The 21,090-nt window shown below is 55.9% G+C and carries 19 protein-coding genes and 4 tRNA genes; 5 read left to right on the top strand and 18 right to left on the bottom strand.

Annotation, left to right across the window (positions count from 1 at the left end; genetic code table 11):
- Positions 1-16: 16 nt before the first annotated feature.
- Genes yigB through lptM form a run of 5 tightly spaced genes read right to left on the bottom strand, consistent with a single transcriptional unit; the run spans position 17 to position 3,430 of the window.
- Entirely contained in the window at positions 17-733 is a 717-nt protein-coding gene (gene yigB / locus OC597_RS21010; protein ID WP_112349358.1) for a 5-amino-6-(5-phospho-D-ribitylamino)uracil phosphatase YigB, read from the bottom strand.
- A complete protein-coding gene (gene xerC / locus OC597_RS21005; protein ID WP_112349359.1) occupies positions 733-1,644 on the bottom strand; it encodes a tyrosine recombinase XerC in 912 nt (303 codons plus the stop codon). Before xerC ends, yigB begins: the two co-directional genes overlap by 1 nt.
- On the bottom strand, positions 1,641-2,345 hold the full coding sequence (locus OC597_RS21000; RefSeq protein WP_099062176.1) for a DUF484 domain-containing protein: 705 nt from the start codon (positions 2,343-2,345) through the stop codon (positions 1,641-1,643). The genes xerC and OC597_RS21000 overlap by 4 nt, the downstream gene beginning before the upstream one ends.
- A complete protein-coding gene (dapF, locus tag OC597_RS20995) occupies positions 2,342-3,166 on the bottom strand; it encodes a diaminopimelate epimerase (RefSeq protein ID WP_261259599.1) in 825 nt (274 codons plus the stop codon). Before dapF ends, OC597_RS21000 begins: the two co-directional genes overlap by 4 nt.
- A gap of 57 nt (positions 3,167-3,223) precedes the next feature.
- Positions 3,224-3,430, bottom strand: a complete 207-nt coding sequence (gene lptM / locus OC597_RS20990; RefSeq protein ID WP_017891271.1) for an LPS translocon maturation chaperone LptM — start codon at positions 3,428-3,430, stop codon at positions 3,224-3,226.
- Positions 3,431-3,508: 78 nt separating this feature from the next.
- Here lptM and cyaY point away from each other — a divergent pair, with 78 nt between their 5' ends.
- Positions 3,509-3,829: an iron donor protein CyaY gene (cyaY, locus tag OC597_RS20985; RefSeq protein ID WP_085116478.1), complete on the top strand. Its 321-nt coding sequence runs from the start codon at positions 3,509-3,511 to the stop codon at positions 3,827-3,829.
- 47 nt (positions 3,830-3,876) lie between these two features.
- Here the strand turns inward: cyaY and OC597_RS20980 are convergent, their stop codons facing one another.
- Complete coding sequence (locus OC597_RS20980) at positions 3,877-6,429, bottom strand: class I adenylate cyclase (protein WP_261259601.1); 2,553 nt, start codon at positions 6,427-6,429, stop codon at positions 3,877-3,879.
- Positions 6,430-6,745: 316 nt separating this feature from the next.
- Between OC597_RS20980 and hemC the strand changes: the two genes are divergently transcribed.
- Genes hemC through hemY form a run of 4 tightly spaced genes read left to right on the top strand, consistent with a single transcriptional unit; the run spans position 6,746 to position 10,772 of the window.
- Entirely contained in the window at positions 6,746-7,687 is a 942-nt protein-coding gene (gene hemC, locus OC597_RS20975; RefSeq protein ID WP_262210358.1) for a hydroxymethylbilane synthase, read from the top strand.
- The gene (gene hemD / locus OC597_RS20970) at positions 7,684-8,424 is read left to right on the top strand and encodes a uroporphyrinogen-III synthase (RefSeq protein WP_129936270.1); all 741 of its coding nucleotides are present in this window, start codon (positions 7,684-7,686) and stop codon (positions 8,422-8,424) included. The genes hemC and hemD overlap by 4 nt, the downstream gene beginning before the upstream one ends.
- Positions 8,425-8,447: 23 nt before the next feature.
- Entirely contained in the window at positions 8,448-9,572 is a 1,125-nt protein-coding gene (gene hemX / locus OC597_RS20965) for a uroporphyrinogen-III C-methyltransferase (RefSeq protein WP_261259617.1), read from the top strand.
- Positions 9,573-9,575: 3 nt separating this feature from the next.
- Positions 9,576-10,772, top strand: coding sequence for a protoheme IX biogenesis protein HemY (gene hemY, locus OC597_RS20960; RefSeq protein WP_261259619.1), 1,197 nt, complete (start codon positions 9,576-9,578; stop codon positions 10,770-10,772).
- A gap of 703 nt (positions 10,773-11,475) precedes the next feature.
- On the opposite strand, the gene OC597_RS20955 is transcribed toward hemY, so the two are convergent.
- The 12 genes from OC597_RS20955 to rfbA all read right to left on the bottom strand — a co-directional run bounded on the left by OC597_RS20955 (position 11,476) and on the right by rfbA (position 21,045).
- Positions 11,476-11,552, bottom strand: a tRNA-Pro gene (locus OC597_RS20955).
- A gap of 76 nt (positions 11,553-11,628) precedes the next feature.
- Positions 11,629-11,715 (bottom strand) — tRNA-Leu (locus OC597_RS20950).
- Positions 11,716-11,758: 43 nt separating this feature from the next.
- Positions 11,759-11,834: transfer RNA gene (locus tag OC597_RS20945), tRNA-His, on the bottom strand.
- A 59-nt stretch (positions 11,835-11,893) separates the two neighbouring features.
- Positions 11,894-11,970 (bottom strand) — tRNA-Arg (locus tag OC597_RS20940).
- A gap of 135 nt (positions 11,971-12,105) precedes the next feature.
- Positions 12,106-13,509 carry a bifunctional threonine/serine APC transporter ThrP gene (thrP, locus tag OC597_RS20935; RefSeq protein ID WP_261285740.1) on the bottom strand — a complete coding sequence of 468 codons (1,404 nt, stop codon included), beginning with the start codon at positions 13,507-13,509 and terminating at the stop codon, positions 12,106-12,108.
- Between the two features lie 367 nt (positions 13,510-13,876).
- Positions 13,877-14,617 (bottom strand): lipopolysaccharide N-acetylmannosaminouronosyltransferase, encoded by a 741-nt coding sequence (gene wecG / locus OC597_RS20930; RefSeq protein WP_261259623.1) that lies wholly within the window; start codon positions 14,615-14,617, stop codon positions 13,877-13,879.
- A gap of 13 nt (positions 14,618-14,630) precedes the next feature.
- Complete coding sequence (gene wzyE / locus OC597_RS20925) at positions 14,631-16,007, bottom strand: ECA oligosaccharide polymerase (protein ID WP_261259634.1); 1,377 nt, start codon at positions 16,005-16,007, stop codon at positions 14,631-14,633.
- Positions 16,004-17,089, bottom strand: a complete 1,086-nt coding sequence (locus OC597_RS20920; protein ID WP_262210354.1) for a TDP-N-acetylfucosamine:lipid II N-acetylfucosaminyltransferase — start codon at positions 17,087-17,089, stop codon at positions 16,004-16,006. The genes wzyE and OC597_RS20920 overlap by 4 nt, the downstream gene beginning before the upstream one ends.
- The gene (gene wzxE / locus OC597_RS20915) at positions 17,086-18,336 is read right to left on the bottom strand and encodes a lipid III flippase WzxE (protein ID WP_261259638.1); all 1,251 of its coding nucleotides are present in this window, start codon (positions 18,334-18,336) and stop codon (positions 17,086-17,088) included. Before wzxE ends, OC597_RS20920 begins: the two co-directional genes overlap by 4 nt.
- Before the next feature lies 1 nt (position 18,337).
- A complete protein-coding gene (rffA, locus tag OC597_RS20910; protein WP_261259648.1) occupies positions 18,338-19,468 on the bottom strand; it encodes a dTDP-4-amino-4,6-dideoxygalactose transaminase in 1,131 nt (376 codons plus the stop codon).
- Positions 19,455-20,186, bottom strand: coding sequence for a dTDP-4-amino-4,6-dideoxy-D-galactose acyltransferase (rffC, locus tag OC597_RS20905; protein WP_262210351.1), 732 nt, complete (start codon positions 20,184-20,186; stop codon positions 19,455-19,457). The genes rffA and rffC overlap by 14 nt, the downstream gene beginning before the upstream one ends.
- A complete protein-coding gene (gene rfbA, locus OC597_RS20900) occupies positions 20,164-21,045 on the bottom strand; it encodes a glucose-1-phosphate thymidylyltransferase RfbA (protein WP_262210349.1) in 882 nt (293 codons plus the stop codon). The genes rffC and rfbA overlap by 23 nt, the downstream gene beginning before the upstream one ends.
- Positions 21,046-21,090 lie beyond the last annotated feature (45 nt).

Here is a 21,090-nt window from a genome sequence, read left to right as displayed (position 1 = left end):
AGAGTTCTGGCAGGGATTATAACAATGCTGTCAGCGATGCCAACTGCGAAATCTCAATATGTGGTAGCAGACGACTGTCGGCGGCCTGCATCAGGCTGCGCTGGCGGTCGTTGATCCAACAGGCCTGCAGGCCGGAGCGCAATGCCCCGGCGACGTCGGTGGTCAAATCATCACCCACGTGAAGAATACGTTCAGGGGCAACGCCTAACCGCTCAGCGGCCAGTTGATACATGTCCTGATAGGGCTTGGCGCGGCCATCTGGCCCGGAACGCAGCACAAACTGGAAGTAACCATCCAGCCCGCACAGCGCCGGATCGGCATTGCCGTTGGTGATAGCCACCAGCGGAAAACGTTCGCCCAGCGCCTTCAACGTAGCATGCGTCGCGTCCGGTACTTCGATACGGCTGCGCCACAGCGCAAAGTTCTGCATCGCCGCATCGGCGCCATCGGCGGCTTCGGCATCACGCAACCCCTGACGGCTCAGCGCCAAATGGATAGCACGCCAGCGCCACTGGGTGACATCGTGATAAATCTCCGGATCCTGTTCACGCAGCTCCTGGCGCAGGCGATGAAAATCCGCCGACTGGAAGTGGTTCAGCCCAGGATGATAGTTCTGCAGAAAGGCCACCGACTGCAGCTCGGTCTGTTTGATCACCGGGCGGTTGTCGTACAGCGTGTCGTCCAGATCAAAGGTCAGCGCCGCCAGCGGCCGCAACGGACGATAAAAATGCATCAGGATTTCCCCCGTTTGGCACGTGGATGCGCGGCATCGTACACGTTGGCCAGATGTTGAAAGTCGAGGTGGGTGTAGATTTGGGTGGTGGTCAGGTTGGCGTGACCGAGCAGTTCCTGCACCGCTCGCAGGTCGCCACTAGACTCCAGCATATGGGTAGCAAACGAGTGGCGCAGCTTGTGCGGATGAATGTGACTGTTAACGCCCTGTTTGACGCCCCACTCGGCAAAACGCTTTTGCACGTTACGGGTCGAGATGCGTTTGCCCTGATTGGACAGAAACATCGCGTCGTCTGCTGGCCCGAACAGATCGCGCATCGCCAGCCAGTGTTCAAGCCAGGTCACCGCAGTCCGCCCCACCGGCAGCTTGCGTTCCTTACTGCCCTTCCCCAGCACCCAGATTTCACCGGCGGCCAGATCGACATGGCGACAATCCAACCCCACCAGTTCAGAAAGACGCAGCCCGGCACCGTACATGACTTCGAGCATGGCGCGATCGCGTACCGCCAGGGGATCGTTAAGATCGATATTCAGCAGCTGATTCATTTCATCGACGTCGATATTTTTCGGCAGATGACGGCCGCTGCGTGGCGTTCGGATCCCTTTGGCGGGGTTGGCAATCAGCATGCCCTGGCTGACCTGCCAGTCGAGAAAGCTGCGCAACGCCGACAGGCGCAGCGCGAGGCTGGATGACTGTAGCCCGGCGCGCTTACTGCGTGCCGCAAGCTGGCGGACTTTGGCGGCGTCCAGCACCGGCCACTCCGTCACGCCTATCTCCTGCGCCAGTACCATCAGCGCCTGCAGTTGACGTGAATAACTCAACTGGGTGAGTGGACTGAGCTGACGCTCGACCTTCAGATAGCGCAAAAAAGCGTCCACCGGCTGTTGCAGGCTGGCCGCTAGCGGAGTCATGCGCGTTCGACCCAGCGTTCCAGCAGTTCCGGTAACATGCGCGCCAGTTGATTAAGCATCACCGTGCCCATGCCTTGTTGATAGTGTTGCGTATCGCGGCTGCTGAAGATCACCATACCCAGTTCGCCGTCTTCACCCAGCATCGACAGCGCTACCGAGCCGACCAGCTTGGCCTGCGGCAGCAGCAACAGCAACTCAGGGCCATTCAGGCTGCCGAGGAAATGCTGTTGGTCACCCAGGCGCTGAATGCGCAGCGGTTCAAACGACGAACGCGACAGGGCAAGGTGGGTGAAATCGGAAGGCGCACCGATTTTCCAGCTTTCGGAAAACAGGCGGATATTGGCACCGGCCAAACCGAAACCGCGCGCCCAACGCTGCAGGCGGTTAAGCATATCCTGCAGGCTGTCGGCGGTGGCCAGATTGGCCTGTAAATGCAGCAGGCTGGCAAACAGCGTTTCGTTGGCGCTGGCCTGTTCCATCAGCAGGGTAATTTCTTCTTCCAGCCGGTTGATATGATTACGCTGGCGAGCCAGATGCCACTCGACCAACGACACGGTACCGCGAACGGGATGGGGAACGCGCATCTGTTCCACCAACCGCGCGTTACGGATAAAGAAATCCGGGTTTTGCAGCAAAAACTGCATCACGGCGTCGTCGTCAAGCTCAATGCCTGCGACAGCCTGGTCCTCAACGCTCTTCATAGATGAATAAATCCGTCATATACATGGGTTGCCGGGCCGGTCATAAACAACGGGCTGCCCGGTCCTTTCCAGCGAATATGCAGGCTGCCGCCCGGCAGTTCTACATGCACCTCTTCTGACAGCAATTCCTGTTGGATCCCCACGGCCACCGCCGCACAGGCACCGCTTCCGCAGGCCTGGGTTTCGCCAGCACCGCGCTCATACACGCGCAGTTTGATGTGCTCACGACTGACAATTTGCATAAAACCAATATTGGCCCGCTCAGGGAAACGCTCATGCCCTTCCAGCACCGGCCCGAGCAACGCCACCTTGGCGGTTTTTACCTCATCTACCTGTAAAACACAATGCGGGTTGCCCATCGACACCACGCCGCACAGCACCGTATGTTCCGCCGCACGCATAATGTAGGTCTTTTCTTCTTTGGTCGCGCGGAAAGGCACCGTCTGAGGATCGAAGTTCGGCTCGCCCATATTCACGCACACCAGATCATCATCGGTGACGCTCAGCACCATACGCCCAGTCTGGGTACTCACGCGAATATCGCGCTTGTTGGTCAGCCCTTTCAGCCGTACAAAGCGGGCAAAACAGCGAGCGCCGTTACCGCACTGCGCCACTTCACTGCCGTCGGCGTTAAAAATACGGTAGTGGAAATCCAGTTCCGGATCGTAAGGTGGTTCTACCACCAGCAGCTGGTCAAAGCCAACGCCCAGGTGCCGATCGGCCAAACGGCGGATCAGCTCGGGTGAAAAATAGACATTCTGTGTAACGGCATCGACCACCATAAAGTCGTTGCCCAGACCGTGCATTTTGGAGAACTGCATATCATACTCCGCTATCCGTCTTGGTTTGCGGTGGCCTGTGCCGCCGCAAACAAGGTGTTACTGAGCGCTCATCGACGGTTTTTGCTGAGAGCTGGAAAGTTCCTGCTGATTTTTCTGTACTTGCTCGCCAGTCTGAACCTGAGTGGCCGGTTTCTTAGTGCTGGCCGGATCGGCTGGAGGGAAGTACAGCGGGCCTTTCAGACCACAGCCGGAGAGCCCGGCAAGCAGAACTGCCATCAGCGCATAGCGTAGTTGTTTTTTCATTTGCATTAATGCCTGTAATTCATGCGTCCAAGGTCTCTATAATCGCAGGTGGATCATGAAAAGCAATAGGAATTGAATATGAACGACAGTGAGTTTCACCAGTTAGCTGACCAACTGATGCTTAATATTGAAGAGACACTGGACGATTTTGCTGGCGATGCGGATATCGATTACGAAACTAACGGCGGCGTCATGACGTTAAGCTTCGAAAATGGCACCAAAATTGTCATCAATCGCCAGGAGCCACTGCATCAGGTTTGGCTGGCGACCAAGACCGGCGGCTATCACTTTAACTACCGTGATGGCGTGTGGCTCTGCGATCGCAGCGATCGTGCCTTCTACCCGTTGCTGAGCGAAGCTGCCAGCGCGCAGGCAGGCGAAGAAGTGAAATTTGCCTGAAAATAACGACATTCACAGGGGTTCAGCAAACGCGAGCCCCTGTAATGTCAGTGTAGCTGGAACTGCTGTTTCAGCGGCTGAGCGGAACCATCGGTCAGCGGTACACACAGGCTCGACAACACGTTGCTGCGGAACGGGATCACCTGAGTGCGGCCATCAAGCTGCACTATCTGGTAGAACTGCGGCAAATTGAAGTTGATAAAGCTGGAGCCGTAAGTGAAGCGATCGTGTGAGGAAGAATAGAAACGGCTGACGTCACGCACCAGCTCTTCTTTACTGCCTTCACAATGGTGGTAAACCTCAACCCGGTTCGACTCATCCAGAATATAGATGTTAAAGCCCTTGTCGTCCGAGGTGTCTTCAAAGAAGAACTGAATGATCCCCTCACTGGCGAAGCCATCCACTACCGGCGGCAAATGCACCTGATCGGTTTCCACTTTGATCGACAGGCCGTGCAGTTTATTGTTGGAAATAGCGCCATAGAATTCCACCGCGTTTTCCAATTTCTGTACCGACACACTTAACCGCTCGAAGAACAGGCCCCAGGTCTGACCGGCAACGCGTACCGCTTTAAAGCGGCCCGGCTCCAGTCGGGTACTCGACAGTCGCAGTTCAATGCACTCCGACACCAATTGCTGGATGCGGGTACGGATCAGGCCGCGCAGATGCTGACTGTAGCAGAACACCTCTACCGATTCCGGTGGGGCGGCGTCCTGATGCATTTTGCCAAGAATGGTTTTCAAGGCTTCCAACACCGATTGCTCACCGCTGAAATGCAAAGTACGCACTTCGTTCCAGGAGTTGCGGTACAGCAGATCGATACTGCCCACCAGGCATTGCTGCTGCTGTCCGAAGCTGAACACGTCAAGCTTGCGGAAATCGAAATGCACCACCTGATTGCGGAAGGCGGCGGTCGGATCGTTTTCCAGATTGACGATAATCGCCAGGTGGCGAATTTCACACGGGCTGTACAAGGCTTTTGGCGTGGGAGCGGCCAGCCGCAGCGGGAAGTGGTGCGACACGTCAGCCACCAGTTCCTGCAGTTTGGCGGTGTCACACAGGTTGCCGCTCTTGATATGCAAACGGGTCTTCGGCGTCAGCAGGCCGTTGAAATAAGCCCAGGCCACCAGCTTGTTCAGGTAGCGGTTATATTCCAGCGGTTGATGGCTGACGATCGCGTCCATGGCCGGTGCCTGGTTGTACAGATACCAGCCGGTGCGGTTGGCACGGCCAACCGGCACATGAATAAAGGTTAAGTCGTCTTCTGACAGGTCCGGCGAGATCTGCGGGTTCACCAGCGTCACCTTGCCGGGCAGCGCTTCAAACGCGGCGTACAGTTTGCGGGTCAGCACGCCGATATCCTGCGGGCTGGCACTGACGCTGAGATTATTACGACGGGCAAAGCGGATCAGGTTGCGATAGCTTTGCATCATCGCATCCAGCAGTTCGTTGTGCGCTTCACGCACCCGTTCGATTTTCCAGTTGGCGCGATTATCCAGGATCGCCAAACGCTCTTCGTCCCAGCCCCATTCGCTGACCAACTGGCTGAGGATCTCACGGCGCCAGCCGACGCACGCGTTGGCGCGCGACAGTTTTTCACAAACTTTCAGGTAGAAACAGCGGCGGACCAGATCGAGGCGGGTAGTATCGTTGATTTCGTTCAGATAATGCGTGACGCGTTCGAGCATCATACAGTAGGAGTCGAGACCGAAGCAGACGATTTCGCCCTGATGCAGGCGCTGCTTGATGTCCATCGCCAACAGCTGGGTATTCGGGTATTCCCAGGAATAGGCTTCCAACAGCAGGGTCTTCAGCACCGCTTTGTAAGGCGAGTCGATGCTTTTGTACAGCTGCCACAGACTGGCGCCGAAGTATTCTTCCGCCGACAGCGTGCTCAGGCCACCGAGATCCAGCCACTCGTTCGGCGTTAGCGCGCCTTGCGAGTACAACGACAGCACATACTCATCGTAATGCGCTTCTTCTTCGCCCGGCACCATGTTCCACAAAATGCGTTTGCCGGCCAGGCGCACCGCGGTGCGGTAAAATTCGTCCAGCAGCAGGATATGTTGGGTGGAACCGCAGTCTTCACCGCCCAGGCTGCCACTTTCGTTATGGCGGAAGCGGTTTTCATCGATCAGGAAGAAGCTGACTTCCACCCCCATCGACGCCGCCCACTTTTCCAACAGGCTGCATTTCTGCTGCAGGCGGTTACGCTCTTCGTTGTCCAGCCAGGACTGGTGGCACACCCAGATGTCGAGATCCGAGCTGCAACTCTGGCCGATCGACGACGTGCTGCCCATCGAATAAACCCCGGTAATCGGCAGTTCACCGCTGGCCAGCTTGTCAAACGGGCTGCCCCATTTGTCTTCTAAATCGTTGAGGTATTCTTGCTGGGTTTCATCAGGCGTGTAGATACAGACGCCATGGGGAACGTTACCGTTCAGATAACCTGGCATCAGTGGGTGGTGGTGGTGCAGTAAGGTAGGCAGCAGACTGTATACCCGTTGGAACGCGGGCTTCATGGCCGCTAGGGCGCGATCGATTCGTAATTGATTGATCGCATCCAGTCTCTGCTTCAGTGTCTCGATGTAGAGGTACAAGACGTCTCGCCTGATTATCCCGGTATTTAGAAAAAAACCCGTATTCCATAAGCGCCGTTAGTGTTGGAAGAATATTTGGCAACTTATTGCTGGAAACGTGATCAATCTAACACCTTGCTGATTGACCGTAAAGGAGGTAACGCTTCACTATTATTGTAGCGCCACTCCAAACGATTTACCCGCAGTGTTAACTGCCCCAAAACACATCACACGTCCCGTTGATTCCGTTGTCCTTTATTCGCCTGTGGCTTCTTGCACTGACAGTTTTCACACTCAGTGGTAGGATGAACGGCGAATTATAAAAACGGTAACAAGCATGTTAGACAAAATTATTCGAATTGCCACCCGACAAAGTCCGCTCGCTCTCTGGCAGGCACATTATGTGCAGCAGCGTCTGATGGCCAGCCACCCTGGCCTGCAGGTCGAACTGGTGCCAATGGTCACGCGGGGCGACATTATTCTGGATACGCCGCTGGCGAAAGTCGGCGGTAAAGGGCTGTTTGTTAAGGAACTTGAGCTGGCGTTACTGGATGGCCGCGCGGATATCGCCGTCCATTCGATGAAAGACGTACCGGTAGATTTCCCCGTCGGCCTGGGTTTGGTGACCATTTGTGAGCGCGACGATCCACGCGATGCATTTGTATCCAATCGTTTCGCCTCGCTCGATCAACTGCCGTTGGGCAGCGTGGTCGGCACCTCCAGCCTGCGCCGTCAGTGCCAGTTACGTGAGCGTCGTCCGGACCTGATCGTGCGTGACCTGCGCGGCAACGTCGGTACCCGGTTGTCAAAACTGGACAACGGCGACTACGACGCCATTATTCTGGCGGTCGCCGGGCTCAAACGCCTGGGCCTGGAACAACGCATCCGTAGCCCGCTAAGCCCGGAAGAGTGCTTGCCGGCCGTCGGTCAGGGTGCAGTGGGCATTGAGTGCCGCCTTGACGATGAAATCACCCGTGATCTGTTGGCTCCGCTCAATCACGCCGTAACCGAAACTCGCGTTCGCGCCGAACGGGCAATGAATACCCGACTGGAAGGCGGTTGCCAGGTACCGATCGGCAGCTATGCCGAACTGGATGGTGACAGCCTGTGGCTGCGTGCATTGGTCGGCTCCCCGGACGGCAGCCAGATGGTACGTGGCGAACGTCGCGGCCCGGCCGCGCAGGCGGAACAAATGGGCATTGAGCTGGCAGAAGAGTTGCTGGCACAGGGCGCCCGTGAAATTCTGCAGGATGTTTATCAAGGGAATCCCCCGGCATGACGATCCTGGTAACCCGCCCTTCTCCTTCGGGAGAGCAATTGGTGAGCCGACTGCGTGCACTCGGCCGGGTTGCCTATCATGCCCCGCTGATCGACTTCGCCCCAGGCGGCGATCTGCCTAAACTGCCACAGGCGCTGCAGCAACTTAATGATGGCGATTTGGTGTTTATCCTGTCACAGCATTCGGTCAGCTACGCCAACTCGGTGATGGGTCGCGTTGGGCTGCCATGGCCTGCCAGGCTGGCCTATTATGCTATCGGTCGCAACACCGCGCTGGCGATGCACCGCATCAGCAGCCTGCCGGTGGAGTACCCGCGTGAGCAGGAAATCAGCGAAACGCTGCTTCTATTACCTGCCTTGCAGAAGCTGGACGGCAAGCAGGCGCTGATCCTGCGCGGCAACGGCGGGCGCGAGCTGCTCGGCAACAGCCTGAGTGAACGTGGTGCCACCGTCAGCTATTATGAATGTTATCAACGCAGCCCGGTGCACTATGATGGCAGCGAGCAAAGCGCCCACTGGCAGCGTGCCGGTGTTGATACGCTGGTAGTCACCAGCGGTGAAATGTTACAACAGCTCTATACTTTAGTTCCTGATTACTACCGTTCATCGTGGCTGTTGCGTTGCCGCCTGGTAGTGGTGAGTGAACGCCTGGCTACCCTCGCCCAGGAATTGGGCTGGAGCACAATTCGGGTAGCTGATAACGCCGATAATGACGCGCTGATCCGCGCGCTACAATAAACCTGACTATGGGATGTGCCACTATGACGGAACAAAATACCCCCTCCGCCCCGGTTGAAGAGCCAACCCCAGTGGCTGATAGCCCCAAGCCACCCGATGCTGACAAGCGTAAAGGTAAAAATACCGGTCCAGTATTGGGTGCGATCGCCATCGTGCTGGTCATTGCCCTGGGCGCCGGCGGCTATTACCACACACATCGACAGGCACAGCAGTTGATCGCCGCCAATCAAAACTTGCAGCAACAGCTGGAAGCGCTGAAGCAGAGCCAACAGCAGGAAAGAAGCGCGCTGGAAGGTCTGTTACAGCAACAGGGTAAAACGCTGGATGCCGCCGACCGCGAGCAAGCGACCCTGACGCGGCAACTGAATGAGCTGCAAGAAAAAGTCGCCATCATCTCCGGCAGCGACGCCAAGACCTGGTTACTGGCGCAGGCCGATTTCCTGGTGAAAATGGCCGGCCGTAAACTGTGGAGCGATCAGGACGTCACCACCGCCGCCGCTCTGCTGAAAAGCGCCGATGCCAGCCTGGCAGACATGAACGATCCGAGCCTGCTCGAGGTTCGCCGGGCGATTACCGAAGACGTCAGCACGCTGTCCACCCTGACCCAGGTAGATTTCGATGGCATCATTCTCAAGACAAATCAGTTATCCAACCAGGTTGATAACCTGCGTCTGGCGGATAACAACAGTGATGAAGCACCGATGGATCAGGACAGCAGCGAGCTATCCAGTTCGATCGGCGAATGGCGGCAAAACCTGACCAAAAGCTGGCACAACTTTATGGCCGACTTTATTACCGTTCGCCGCCGTGATAGCAGTGCCGAACCGCTGCTGGCACCGAATCAGGACATTTACCTGCGTGAAAATATCCGTTCACGCCTGCTGGTCGCCGCTCAGGCGATCCCACGCCACCAGAACGAAGTGTACAAACAGTCGCTGGAAACCATTTCTACCTGGGTCCGCGCCTATTTCGATACTACCGACCCGGCCACGAAAGCTTTCCTGGAAGAGTTGGATACCCTGAGCCAGCAGTCGATCACCATGGACGTGCCGGATCAGTTGAAAAGCCAGCCACTGCTGGAAAAACTGATGCAGACCCGGGTGCGCAATCTGATGACCCAGTCCCCTGCAGCCCACCAGGAGGGATAAGCCATGTTACGCGTGCTATTTCTGTTCCTGGTGCTGATCGCTAGCGTGGTTGTCGGGCCGATGTTGGCCGGCCATCAGGGCTATGTGCTGATCCAGACCGATAACTACAATATTGAAACCAGCGTCACCGGCCTGGTGATCATGGGCATCCTGCTGTTTGTCGTGCTGCTGGTGATCGAATGGATCCTGCGCCGCGTCTTCCACACCGGCGCACGTACCCGTGGCTGGTTCCTGGGCCGCAAACGCAGCCGGGCGCGCAAGCAAACCAAGGCCGCGCTGATCAAACTGGCCGAAGGCGATTACAAGCAGGTCGAAAAACTGCTGACGCGCAATGCCGATCACGCCGAACAGCCGGTGGTGAACTACCTGCTGGCCGCTGAGGCCGCACAACAACGCGGTGACGGCTTCCGCACTAACCAGTACCTGGAACGTGCCGCCGAAGCCGCCGACACCGACCAGTTGCCGGTAGATATCACCCGCGTGCGCATCCAACTGGCGCAGGGCGAAAACCATGCTGCACGGCACGGTGTCGATCGCCTGCTGAACCAGGCACCGCGTCACCCGGAAGTGTTGCGTCTGGCGGAGCTGGCTTACCTGCGCACCGGCGCTTTTGCCTCGTTGCTGGAGATCCTGCCGTCGATGAGCAAGATTAACCTGCATACCGAGGCTGAACTGCAGGCCCTGCAGCAGCAGGCCTATATTGGCCTGATGAATCAGGCCATGGCGGATGAAGGCAGCGACGGTCTGAAACGCTGGTGGAAAGATCAGAGCCGCAAAACGCGCCATGAAGTTCCGCTGCAAATTGCGATGGTGGATCACCTGATCGAATGCAATGACCACGAGCTGGCACAGGAAATCGTGCTCGATAGCCTGAAGCGCCAATACGATGAACGTCTGGTGCTGTTGATCCCGCGTCTGAAGTCCGGCAATCCACAACAGTTGGAGAAAGCGCTGCGCCAGCAGGTGAAGCAGCATGGCGCCACACCGCTGCTGAACAGCACGCTGGGTCAGTTGTTGATGAAACACGGTGAGTGGCAACAAGCTGCCGATGCATTCCGGGAAGCGCTGAAACAGCGTCCGGATGCCTACGACTACGCCTGGCTGGCGGACGTACTGGATAAGCTGCACCGCTCCGATGAGGCTGCCCAGATGCGTCGTGAAGGCCTGATGTTGACCCTGAAGCAGAATGGCGATTCATAACGACAGTATCAAGTGATCAAAGCGCGGCATCGATGCCGCGCTTTTTTTTCGCCTGTCGATTATCTACCGGCAAAAAAAAACACTTGCCGCGGTGGCAAGTGTATAAAAAAGCAATCAGGTCTAGGACAACAGGGGCGGTGCCTCACTCAACGTTTTGCCCGGAGTGTGATGTCGGGTTGCAAGCAACGCTGACATCGTTCTGGTGGGCAATAGGCACCCTAAATCGGCTCTGCGTCATTCCCAGGGTTTATGAAGCCTAAGGCGAACATAAGAGGTGGAATGAGCATCTACAGAATAGATATTGCACTTGGCGTGCCAACTTTGGGTAAAACATGTCTGCATTTGAAAAATTAGAGTTAATCATTTGAATTGTAACTAATTTAATCATTATGCTGAGTTCGATATTCCTCATCGAGTGTTGCCCCCCTCTTCCCCAAACACCAACGGATATGTCGCCTTATAACGACGACTTAAGCCAAAGTGATTTTTATAGTGTTAAATCATGATGTTATATGTCTCAACCTGGCGACAATGCGCCATGCCGATATCGCTGAAAGCCAACATGGCAGCCAGACAACAGGAAAGTGAGGATTGAGAGTTGAGAGTTGAGAGTTGAGAGTTGAGAGTTGAGAGTTGAGAGTAAGGTTTACCGAATCGCAGAAAGCGAAAAGCCCGTTCATTGCTGAACGGGCTTTTCTGAAAGTGGTCGGCGAGAGAGGATTCGAACCTCCGACCCACTGGTCCCAAACCAGTTGCGCTACCAAGCTGCGCTACTCGCCGATTTCTTGTTGCAGATACTACCGAATCTTATCGCTTATGTCTATGTAAATATTAAATTTATTAGACATTTTGTGTGTGGTGCGAAGAGAGGGACTTGAACCCTCACGTCCGTAAGAACACTAACACCTGAAGCTAGCGCGTCTACCAATTCCGCCACCTTCGCACAGTCACAAAACAGCTTACAATTCTTCACTTCTCTTAGGAAGTGGGGTGGCTAATGGGACTCGAACCCACGACAACTGGAATCACAATCCAGGGCTCTACCAACTGAGCTATAGCCACCATTACTTCTTAACTTCACGCGGTAATACTACCACCGCAGCTCTTGCACACAAACTTAATGGTGCGCCCGACAGGATTCGAACCTGAGACCTCTGCCTCCGGAGGGCAGCGCTCTATCCAGCTGAGCTACGGGCGCATAGCGCCGTTGCGGGAGGGGATACTACGGTTTTAACCCAATCCTGTCTAGTGCTTTTTCGCAGAAATGTTGCGTTTGATTACGCTTTGCTCAGTCCCGCACAGGAAAGGGCTCTCCATAGCCCCTTTTCACCGGTTATTGCTGGGTTTCTGTCCGTTTTTCAGCCGGATGATGTTTCTTGTGCATACCGAAAGCAAAGTAGCACAGACTGACTGCCGCTAAGAATATTGCCCCGACCAACAAAGAAATACGCGTATCCGGGTTAATTCCCATGCCGATCAGTACGCAGACCAGGAAAGCGATGGTCAGATAGTTCACATAGGGGAACATAATCGACTTAAAGCTGTGGGTTTTGATCGCTTCCTTATGGGCACGACGGAAATACAGTTGGCTGATCAGCACCACAAACCACGGCACCATGCCCGGCAGCACGCTGGCGCTGTAAACGTAAACGAACACCGCCTGCGGATTGGGGATCAGATAATTCAAGCCGGAACCCACCAGCAGACAGGCAATCGTCACGGCAATACAGTTCACCGGCACGCCGCTGGCCGACAAACGGGTCAGCGAGGCGGGCAATTGACGGTTCTTGGCCAGCGCGTACAGCATGCGCCCCCCGCTATACATACCGCTGTTGCAGCCAGAGAGCGCTGCAGTCAGCACCACGAAGTTAATGATACCGGCGGCGGCAACGATGCCGATTTTGGCAAAGGTCAGCACGAATGGGCTGCCGGTGGTGCCGATGCCGTTCCATGGGAAGATGGTGACAATGACAAAAATGGCACCGACGTAGAAGATCAGGATACGCCACAGGATGTTGTTGATCGCGCGTTTCAGCGTCACCTGCGGGTTCTTGGCCTCACCGGCGGTAATGCCGACCAGCTCAACCCCCTGATAGGACGCCACGACAATACACAGCGCAAACAGGAAGCCCTTCCAGCCGCCGGCAAAGAAACCGCCGTGTTCGGTCAGGTTGGCAAAGCCGATGGGCTGCCCTCCGTTACCAAAGCCAAACAAGATCACCCCCAGCCCCACCAGAATCATCACAATAATGGTGGTCACCTTGATCATGGCAAACCAAAACTCCAGTTCGCCGTACAGGCGTACCGCCGCCACATTAGCCAACGCCACCATCGCCACGGCAATTAGCGCCGGCAGCCACTGCGGGATCTCCGGGAACCAAAACTGCACGTAGACCCCAATGGCGGTAATTTCCGAGATGCCGACGGCAATCCACATAAACCAATAGCCCCAGGCAGTCAGGTAGCCAAAGTACGGACTCATGTATTTATGTGCATAAACGGCAAAGGAGCCCGCGACCGGTTCCAGGAACAGCATCTCGCCCATCGAACGCATAATAAAGAACACGAACAGCCCGGCGATGATATAAGCCAATAACACCGACGGCCCCGCCCACTTCAGCGTGCTGGCCGAGCCCATAAACAGGCCGACACCAATGGTGCCGCCCAGAGCAATCAGCTCGATATGCCGGGCTTCCAGCCCCCGGTGTAGTCCTTGCGGTTTTTCAGTGTGTGGCATAAATCCTCGATAGTATTCTTTTGATTGTGTCTGCATGCCGGCCGTTACCGGTCGTTATTGTTTTAATGAAAAATAGCGTAAATCATCTCCCGCCGCGTTGGCGGGCATCAACTTGTGATGGGGCTATCTTACGGCGAGAAAAACGTCGTTCAGCGCGGCCATATCAGGCGCCAACTGCTGGGGATAATTTCAGGGCGGTATCGTTTCGCATTTTGCCGCTATAAGCAAACCGCGAGTTAAAACTTTATGGAATAAACACAAGGGAGTTTAGCGGCTGAGGTTATAGGATGCGGGGAAATTGGCCACAAAGCAGGTTATTTGAACAACTTGTTGCGCCGGGACAGAATAATCCGCCCCGGCACCTTCATCACATCTTGCCGCGATAATAGTAACTCACGAATTTCAGTAACCGCAGTTGGCGCCCGATGCGGCTAGGCTGGCTGAGCAGCCGATAGAGCCACTCCAGGCCGAGGTTCTGCCAAACCTTGGGCGCACGCTTCACATGCCCGGTGAACACGTCGTAGGTCCCGCCTACGCCCATATACAGCGCCTGGGGATGGACCTTGCGACAGTCACGCATCAGGATTTCCTGTTTTGGTGACCCCATGGCAACCGTCACTATAGCGGCACCGCTGGCGCGGATGCGCTCAAACAGCGACTCACGCTGTTCCGGCTTGAAATAACCGTCCTGGCTACCGACCAAATTCACATTCCACTGGCTGCGCAACTTCTGTTCGGTTTCTGCCAGCACCGATGGCTTGCCGCCAATCAGGAACACCGGCGTGCCCTCACGACCGGCGCGTTGCATCAGCGCTTCCCACAGATCGGCCCCCGCTACGCGAGATACATCGGCACCCGGATATTTACGGCGGATTGACCGTACCATGCTGATACCGTCGGCATACTTGTACTCAGCCTCATCCAGCAAGGCATGCAGCTCAGTATCCTGTTCCGCCGTCAGGATTTTTTCGGCGTTCATGGCGACCAGCGTGCCCCGCTTTACGCGACCGCCGTCGAACAGAAAATCCATGCACTGCGCCATATCGCGAAATCCCCACAGGCTGAAACCGCGCAGCTCGTATTTGGGCACCGAGATTTTTGCTTCCATCTTGTTATTACCCTTACAAAAGGCCGTCAGCCTGCACGGATGAAGCAGGCGGCGTCAACGTTCGCGAACGCAGTACCCGCGCCTTAATCAATCCGGCAGTATCAAACAGCCAATACAGCAATTTTGCCATCAGCAAACAGGCGCCGAAAATGAGGCAGAAGAACACCACCCGCGAGACAAACGAATCCACCCCTTCTCGCGCCAATACGATGATGTTGAATACCGCGCCAAAGCAGAAGCCCTGCAATATGGCGGCTTTATAAGGGTTTGACTCGCTTTTACCCATCTCATACAGCCAGTCAAACCATTTGATGATCATCCCCACCAGCACCGCGCCAACAGGAATGAACAACGCGCCGCCCATCACCACCAGCGAACCAATCAGCGTCGGTGAAATGGCCAGGCCGGAATGGTTATTCAGGACTTCCCAGGTGAAGTAGTTAGCGGTGTTCAGTACCGTGTCCGGTCGGCCCGGCCACAGCCAGGCTGGAATGAACACGTAGAAATCGCGCACTATCGGCGCCAGCCCCTGGAAATCAATCTTGTCGTAGTTTTGTAGCAGCAACGCCAAATTTTCCCACGGTGAGAAGGTGTCACGCGTCAGATAAAGGAAGGTATAAAACGCCTCGGGGCCACTGACGTCCAGGCTATAACGCTTTAACGCCAGCCAGAACATGCCGACAATCCCGAACACGCCCGCGGCCACCAGCATCCACAGCGAGATCCAGCCACGCACAATGCCGATAAACAGGAACAGTGAGAAGGCAATAATGATATTGGCGCGGGTACCGCCGACAATCACATAGGTGAGGATGCCAAAAGCCACCGTTGCCGCCAGGAAAAAGAACCAGGCTCGCAGATCCTGCTTCAGGAAATACACCACCAGCATCGCCGGAATGAAGAAATAGAAGAACCGCTTGAGCGCTACGCCAGACACGTCACTGGAGAAAATCTGGCTGTAAGAGTTAAGTTTGAACAGCAGGAAGCCATTTTGCATGAAGAAAATGCCGACGGTAACGATCGCCACCAATGCCAGCAGGATCCAGGTCAGATGGGTTTCCACCCGGTTCATGCTGAATACCGGTTTACGCGGCTGCAGGCTACGCTTTCGCAGCCGGGTTTTATAGCTGACGTAGTAAATCGCATAAAACGCAGTGGCCGAGAGGATGGCGTACAACAAGAACTCTACTGGCACCACCTCAACGTCAAACTGAAACACCAGCAGGCAGGTTAACGGAAAGCCGAAGTAAAACGTCAGCAAATACAGCAGCGAAAAGAAGACGTTGAAATTAAAGCGAACGCGCCGAAACTCCTGGTAGGTCAACGTCAGAACAAACAACGCACCAATCAGGTAGACGACGAATAACCCGCCAAATTGCGCCAGCGTCATGAATTATCCCCTGCCGCCAGGGTTAATGCCTGTTGCCAGCCATCAACGTAGTTGGGATTAAAAAAGGCAATCGCCTGTTTATCGACGGAGGCCAGTTGGCGCTGCGCTTCACGCACTACCGCCTCATCCAGCGAGTCACCATAGAACAACACCGGCAAGTGCTGCTCCGCCAGATCCTGCCAGAATGGGTTCTGTCGGCTTAGCACGAACGGCACGCCAAACTGGATCAGCAGACACAGCGTGCCAATCCCCTGCTGACGGTTAAAGATAAAGTAGCCGAGGTCGCACTCGCGCAGGATATTCAGGTAGTCGTCGAACGCCACCTGCTGCGTCAGCAGCTGCAGGTTCCTGGCGCTGAACAGCGCCAGCCCGGCAGTGCGGACCTGTTCAATGTAAGCGTCGTTATTAGCCGGATAGCCCATCGGCAGGATCACGCGCACATCTGGGCCAAACTGCTGATGAATGGCTTTCAGCGCCTCAACGTGGCGGTTGGTACGATCGCCGGAGTTCCCCACCAGAATGGTCATCGGCCCGGCCAAATTTTTCTCTACGCTGACACCGGTTAACGCCGGATCCATCCGCGTCGGAAAATACAGCAGGGAAGCCGGTACGCGGGCATGTCTCTGCTGGTAGTGGATCACATCGCCACGGGTCGCGAATACGTGCCCCACCCGTCCCTGAGCAATACGGCGCAGCAAATAGAACAGCCGGAATTTCCAACTGGTGGCGTTTTCATACAAATCGGCGCCCCAGATATGCCAGCTCACCTGCTGGGCTTTGATTTTACCGCTCAGCAATGCCAGCCACAGCGTCGGGTTAAACTGACCATGCAGGAAGAAACGCGTATTGCGATCGGCCTGGGCACGGGCAATCACCGCCATCGCCAGGCTTTTCTTATCCGGATGATATTCAATGTTCAGTTCAGGGAACGGCCCCAACGCGGCGGCATCTTTGGCGGCCACCATGAAATGGCGTGTCTGATCGGACGGCAGACGCTTCGCCAACACGTCGTTGAAGAAACGCAGCACCGTCTGATTGTGATGCGGGATGTCAGATCCCAATACGTGAATCAGTGAAGTCATACTCGTCTACGATAAAGAATAAATACGCAGCTACAGAGCGTGAAATACACAATGTAGGTTGCCATGTAAGCCTGTGCCGCACCCAGCGCGCCGTGCAAGGGGATTAACCAATGCGAGAACAGCGTCAACAGCAGGAACTGGCTGACTTCGGTCAGGATATAAAAACGCAGCGACGCCTTGGCGATAACCAGGTAGCCAAACACATAAGCACCGACCTTCAGCACATCTCCCACCAGTTGCCAGGCGAACAGATCGCGCATCGCGACGAACTTGTCCGTGAACAACAGCCAGATGGCGAAATCGCGTAGCAGCCAGACCGTGAAACTTGCCGCCGCCACCGCAGGCAGCACAAACTTCAGCGAGCGCACAATCTCCTGAGAGATCGCGCTTTTTTCTTTTAGTCGCGACAGCGTTGGCAGCAAATAAACGGTAAACGAAGCGGTGATAAACTGCAGGTACGCATCTGAAATGCTGCTGACGCCCTGCCAAATCCCCACCTCATCCCAACCGTAATCACGGGCCAGCAGGTTACGCATCATCACATAGGCCACCGGCAGCGTCACTGAAGTGATCAGCGCCATAATGGTGAACTTGCCAAGATGGCTGGCCAGCGCTTTGTCCCATGCCAGCGCCAGATAACTCAGCGGCAGGGTTTTACGCCGCCACAGCATAAAGCCGGCGGGCAGCACCACCAATGCCGGTACCAACGCCAACCCCGCCAGCGCGCCTTCATAGCCACCCAGCTTAAAGCACAGGTAGTAGGCCACTACGCCAATCAGGCTGCCACCAATCACCGCCAGCGCATTACCCATCGCGTCGCGGTAGCCCTTCAGCACTGCCATAAACAGGTTGGCGTAGGCAATACCCATTTGAATAAACGCCACCGCCCGCACCACGCCGACATAATCAGCATGGCCGAACAGCCCGATACTGATCGGTTCTGCCGCGAACAAAAACACCAGCGCCAGCAGCGTGGAAAAGCCCAGCACGATAGTCGACGCCGTGCCGACGGCCAGTTTCAACCGCTGCGGGTCCTGATGGTATTCGGCAACGTACTTAGTGATGCCGTTAAAAATCCCGGCACCGGACAGCACGCCCAGCACGGTAATCAACTGGCGGAAGTTACCCGCCTGCCCAACCCCGCTGGGGCCAAACGCCACCGCCAGCAGTTTCACCACCAACAGCCCCACGCCAATCTTGATCAGCGTGGAACCGGCGGTCCAAATCGATGCTTTTGCCAGCGACATATCAGGCGAAGAAGCTGAGAATGGTATTGATCACCGTGCGCTGAGTGATATCAGTCATATTGTAGAACAATGGCAAACGGACCAGACGTGCGCTCTCCTGACTGGTAAAGCGATCTTCACCGGCAAAGCGGCCGAAGCGATCGCCCGCCGGGCAATCATGCAGCGGAATGTAATGGAATACCGTCATGATCTCGGCTTCTTTCATGTAATCGATAAACGCCGTACGGTCTTCAACATCACGCAGTTTGATATAGAACATGTGAGCGTTTTGCACGCAGCCCGCCGGGATGGTCGGCAGCACAATGCGACCCGCCTCGGCTAACGGCAGCAGGCTGTCGTAATACTGTTGCCACAGCGCCAAACGACGTTGGTTGATAGCTTCGGCGGCCTCCAGTTGGCCCCACAGATAAGCGGCCTGCAGATCTGACATCAGATAGCTGGAGCCGATATCACGCCAGGTGTACTTGTCCACCTGACCGCGGAAAAACTGGCTACGGTTGGTGCCTTTCTCACGAATGACTTCCGCCCGGTCAATCAGTGCCGGATCGTTAATCAGCGTGGCGCCACCTTCACCGCCTGCGGTGTAATTTTTGGTCTCATGGAAGCTAAAGCAGCCGATATGGCCGATGGTGCCGAGCGCTTTCCCTTTATAGGTGGACATCACGCCCTGCGCGGCATCTTCCACCACGAACAGCTTGTACTTTTCCGCCAGCGCCATGATGGTGTCCATTTCGCAGGCTACGCCAGCATAATGCACCGGCACAATGGCACGGGTCTTATCGGTGATAGCCGCTTCGATCTTGCTCTCATCGATGTTCATGGTGTCCGGACGCAGATCGACAAACACCACGGTAGCGCCGCGCAGCACAAAAGCATTGGCGGTGGAAACAAAGGTGAAGCTTGGCATGATCACTTCATCGCCCGGCTGAATATCCAACAGGATCGCCGCCATCTCCAGTGAGGCAGTACAGGACGGCGTCAACAGCACCTTCGGGCTGCCAAAGCGCTGTTCCATCCACTGCTGGCAACGACGGGTAAAACCACCGTCACCACACAGCTTGCCACTGCTCATCGCAGCCTGCATATAGTCAAGTTCAGTGCCAACAACCGGTGGTGCGTTAAATGGGATCATGTCTTCCTCTGTATAACCAATACGAGGTGCTTTCAATAGCAGCACCCTGTCGTTGATAGAGCCGTAGTGCGGCGATATTACCGAACTGAGTCGCAACCCGCAGACGCTGCAACGCCCCTTGCCGGCACTCTGCAATGGCTGCCGCCATCAGTCGCGAGCCAATTCCTTTGCCTGCCGCGCCGGGGAACGCCGCCAGCAGACCGATTCGGGCCTCCTGGTTACCCAGTTCACGCAGGCTGACAAAGCCTTCCGGCTGCCCAGTATCATCGAGTACCAGCAGGCATTGATGGTCAAACGTCCCCAATACCGCCTTTTCGATCCATTCGGCATAAAAACGGCCGCTATCCTGGGGGTGATACCAGGGGGCGCGGAACCGGCTAGCGGTGAACACGCTGGCTGCCGCCGCGCGCAGCATCGGGATATCAGCCGGCACCGCCGGACGAATAGCCTGCGGCGTCACGGTAAGAGGTAATGCACATTCCGTGCCGGTATCCAGCACCAGATCGACTTCACCCTCTACCAATTGGAAACCCAAACGGGCCAAGCCATCCGCCCAGGCAGTTTGATGCGCCGGAATTTTGGCCTGCACCAATGCGTAGGCATCCAGTTCGGCCTCGGTGAGTATCGGAGCCGCCGTAGAGAAGTTGAGTTTGGCGCTGTTAAGGGCGAAAAACTCAGTTTCCCAGGCTAAGGGCTCAATACTGGCGTGGGCGTGCATGCAGCAGATCCAGCAGGTACTTGCCATAACCGGTTTTCAGCAACGCCTGGGCAGCGCGCTTAACTCCATCATCGTCCAGCCAGCCGTTGCGCCAGGCAATCTCTTCCAGGCAAGCAATTTTGAAGCCCGGACGTTTTTCCACCGTCTGCACAAAGCTGCTGGCTTCCAGCAGGCTGTCATGAGTACCGGTATCCAGCCAGGCGAAACCGCGCCCCAACAGTTCAACCGTCAGTTCGCCACGCTCCAGATACATCTGGTTAATGCTGGTGATCTCCAGCTCGCCGCGCTCCGAAGGCTTCACCTGCTTGGCGAACTCCACCACCTGGCTGTCGTAGAAATATAGCCCGGTCACCGCCCAATTGGATTTAGGCTCTTTCGGCTTCTCTTCGATCGACAGCGCACGGAAATTATCGTCAAACTCCACGACGCCAAAGCGCTCAGGATCCATCACCTGATAACCAAATACGGTGGCGCCTTGCGTACGGGCAGCAACCGTTTTCAGTTTCGGACTAAACCCTTGACCAAAGTAAATATTATCGCCCAGCACCAGGCAGCTTGGTTCGCCGTTCAGGAACTCTTCGCCGATCAGAAACGCCTGCGCCAGGCCGTCAGGGCTGGGTTGTTCTGCATAGCTGAGATTAATGCCGAACTCTTCGCCGCTGCCCAACAAGCGTCTGAACGAAGGTAAATCTTCCGGGGTTGAAATGATCAATATGTCGCGGATCCCCGCCAGCATCAGTACCGACAGCGGGTAGTAAATCATTGGCTTGTCGTAAATAGGTAACAGCTGCTTGGAGACGCCGCGGGTAATCGGATGTAAACGCGTGCCGGAACCGCCCGCCAGAATAATACCTTTCATACTCACTCCAGACTCACAGGGCCGCTACCCTAGCAGCGACCTCGC

The sequence above is a fragment of the Serratia proteamaculans genome, from assembly GCF_946227095.1.
GTDB classification, from domain to species: Bacteria; Pseudomonadota; Gammaproteobacteria; order Enterobacterales; family Enterobacteriaceae; genus Serratia; species Serratia proteamaculans_E.
The sequence above is the reverse complement of the archived record's forward strand: the minus strand, read 5'-3'. Positions and strand labels throughout refer to the sequence as shown.

Coding starts and splice junctions, on each gene's coding strand:
- wecG (WP_261259623.1), bottom strand. CDS start 14,617: ATGGAAGCAAAAATCTCGGTGCCCAAATACGAGCTGCGCGGTTTCAGC.
- wzyE (WP_261259634.1), bottom strand. CDS start 16,007: ATGACGCTGGCGCAATTTGGCGGGTTATTCGTCGTCTACCTGATTGGT.
- dapF (WP_261259599.1), bottom strand. CDS start 3,166: ATGCAGTTCTCCAAAATGCACGGTCTGGGCAACGACTTTATGGTGGTC.
- yigB (WP_112349358.1), bottom strand. CDS start 733: ATGCATTTTTATCGTCCGTTGCGGCCGCTGGCGGCGCTGACCTTTGAT.
- hemY (WP_261259619.1), top strand. CDS start 9,576: ATGTTACGCGTGCTATTTCTGTTCCTGGTGCTGATCGCTAGCGTGGTT.
- hemX (WP_261259617.1), top strand. CDS start 8,448: ATGACGGAACAAAATACCCCCTCCGCCCCGGTTGAAGAGCCAACCCCA.
- thrP (WP_261285740.1), bottom strand. CDS start 13,509: ATGCCACACACTGAAAAACCGCAAGGACTACACCGGGGGCTGGAAGCC.
- wzxE (WP_261259638.1), bottom strand. CDS start 18,336: ATGTCGCTGGCAAAAGCATCGATTTGGACCGCCGGTTCCACGCTGATC.
- hemC (WP_262210358.1), top strand. CDS start 6,746: ATGTTAGACAAAATTATTCGAATTGCCACCCGACAAAGTCCGCTCGCT.
- lptM (WP_017891271.1), bottom strand. CDS start 3,430: ATGAAAAAACAACTACGCTATGCGCTGATGGCAGTTCTGCTTGCCGGG.
- OC597_RS21000 (WP_099062176.1), bottom strand. CDS start 2,345: ATGAAGAGCGTTGAGGACCAGGCTGTCGCAGGCATTGAGCTTGACGAC.
- cyaY (WP_085116478.1), top strand. CDS start 3,509: ATGAACGACAGTGAGTTTCACCAGTTAGCTGACCAACTGATGCTTAAT.
- OC597_RS20920 (WP_262210354.1), bottom strand. CDS start 17,089: ATGACTTCACTGATTCACGTATTGGGATCTGACATCCCGCATCACAAT.
- rffA (WP_261259648.1), bottom strand. CDS start 19,468: ATGATCCCATTTAACGCACCACCGGTTGTTGGCACTGAACTTGACTAT.
- hemD (WP_129936270.1), top strand. CDS start 7,684: ATGACGATCCTGGTAACCCGCCCTTCTCCTTCGGGAGAGCAATTGGTG.
- rfbA (WP_262210349.1), bottom strand. CDS start 21,045: ATGAAAGGTATTATTCTGGCGGGCGGTTCCGGCACGCGTTTACATCCG.
- xerC (WP_112349359.1), bottom strand. CDS start 1,644: ATGACTCCGCTAGCGGCCAGCCTGCAACAGCCGGTGGACGCTTTTTTG.
- rffC (WP_262210351.1), bottom strand. CDS start 20,186: ATGCACGCCCACGCCAGTATTGAGCCCTTAGCCTGGGAAACTGAGTTT.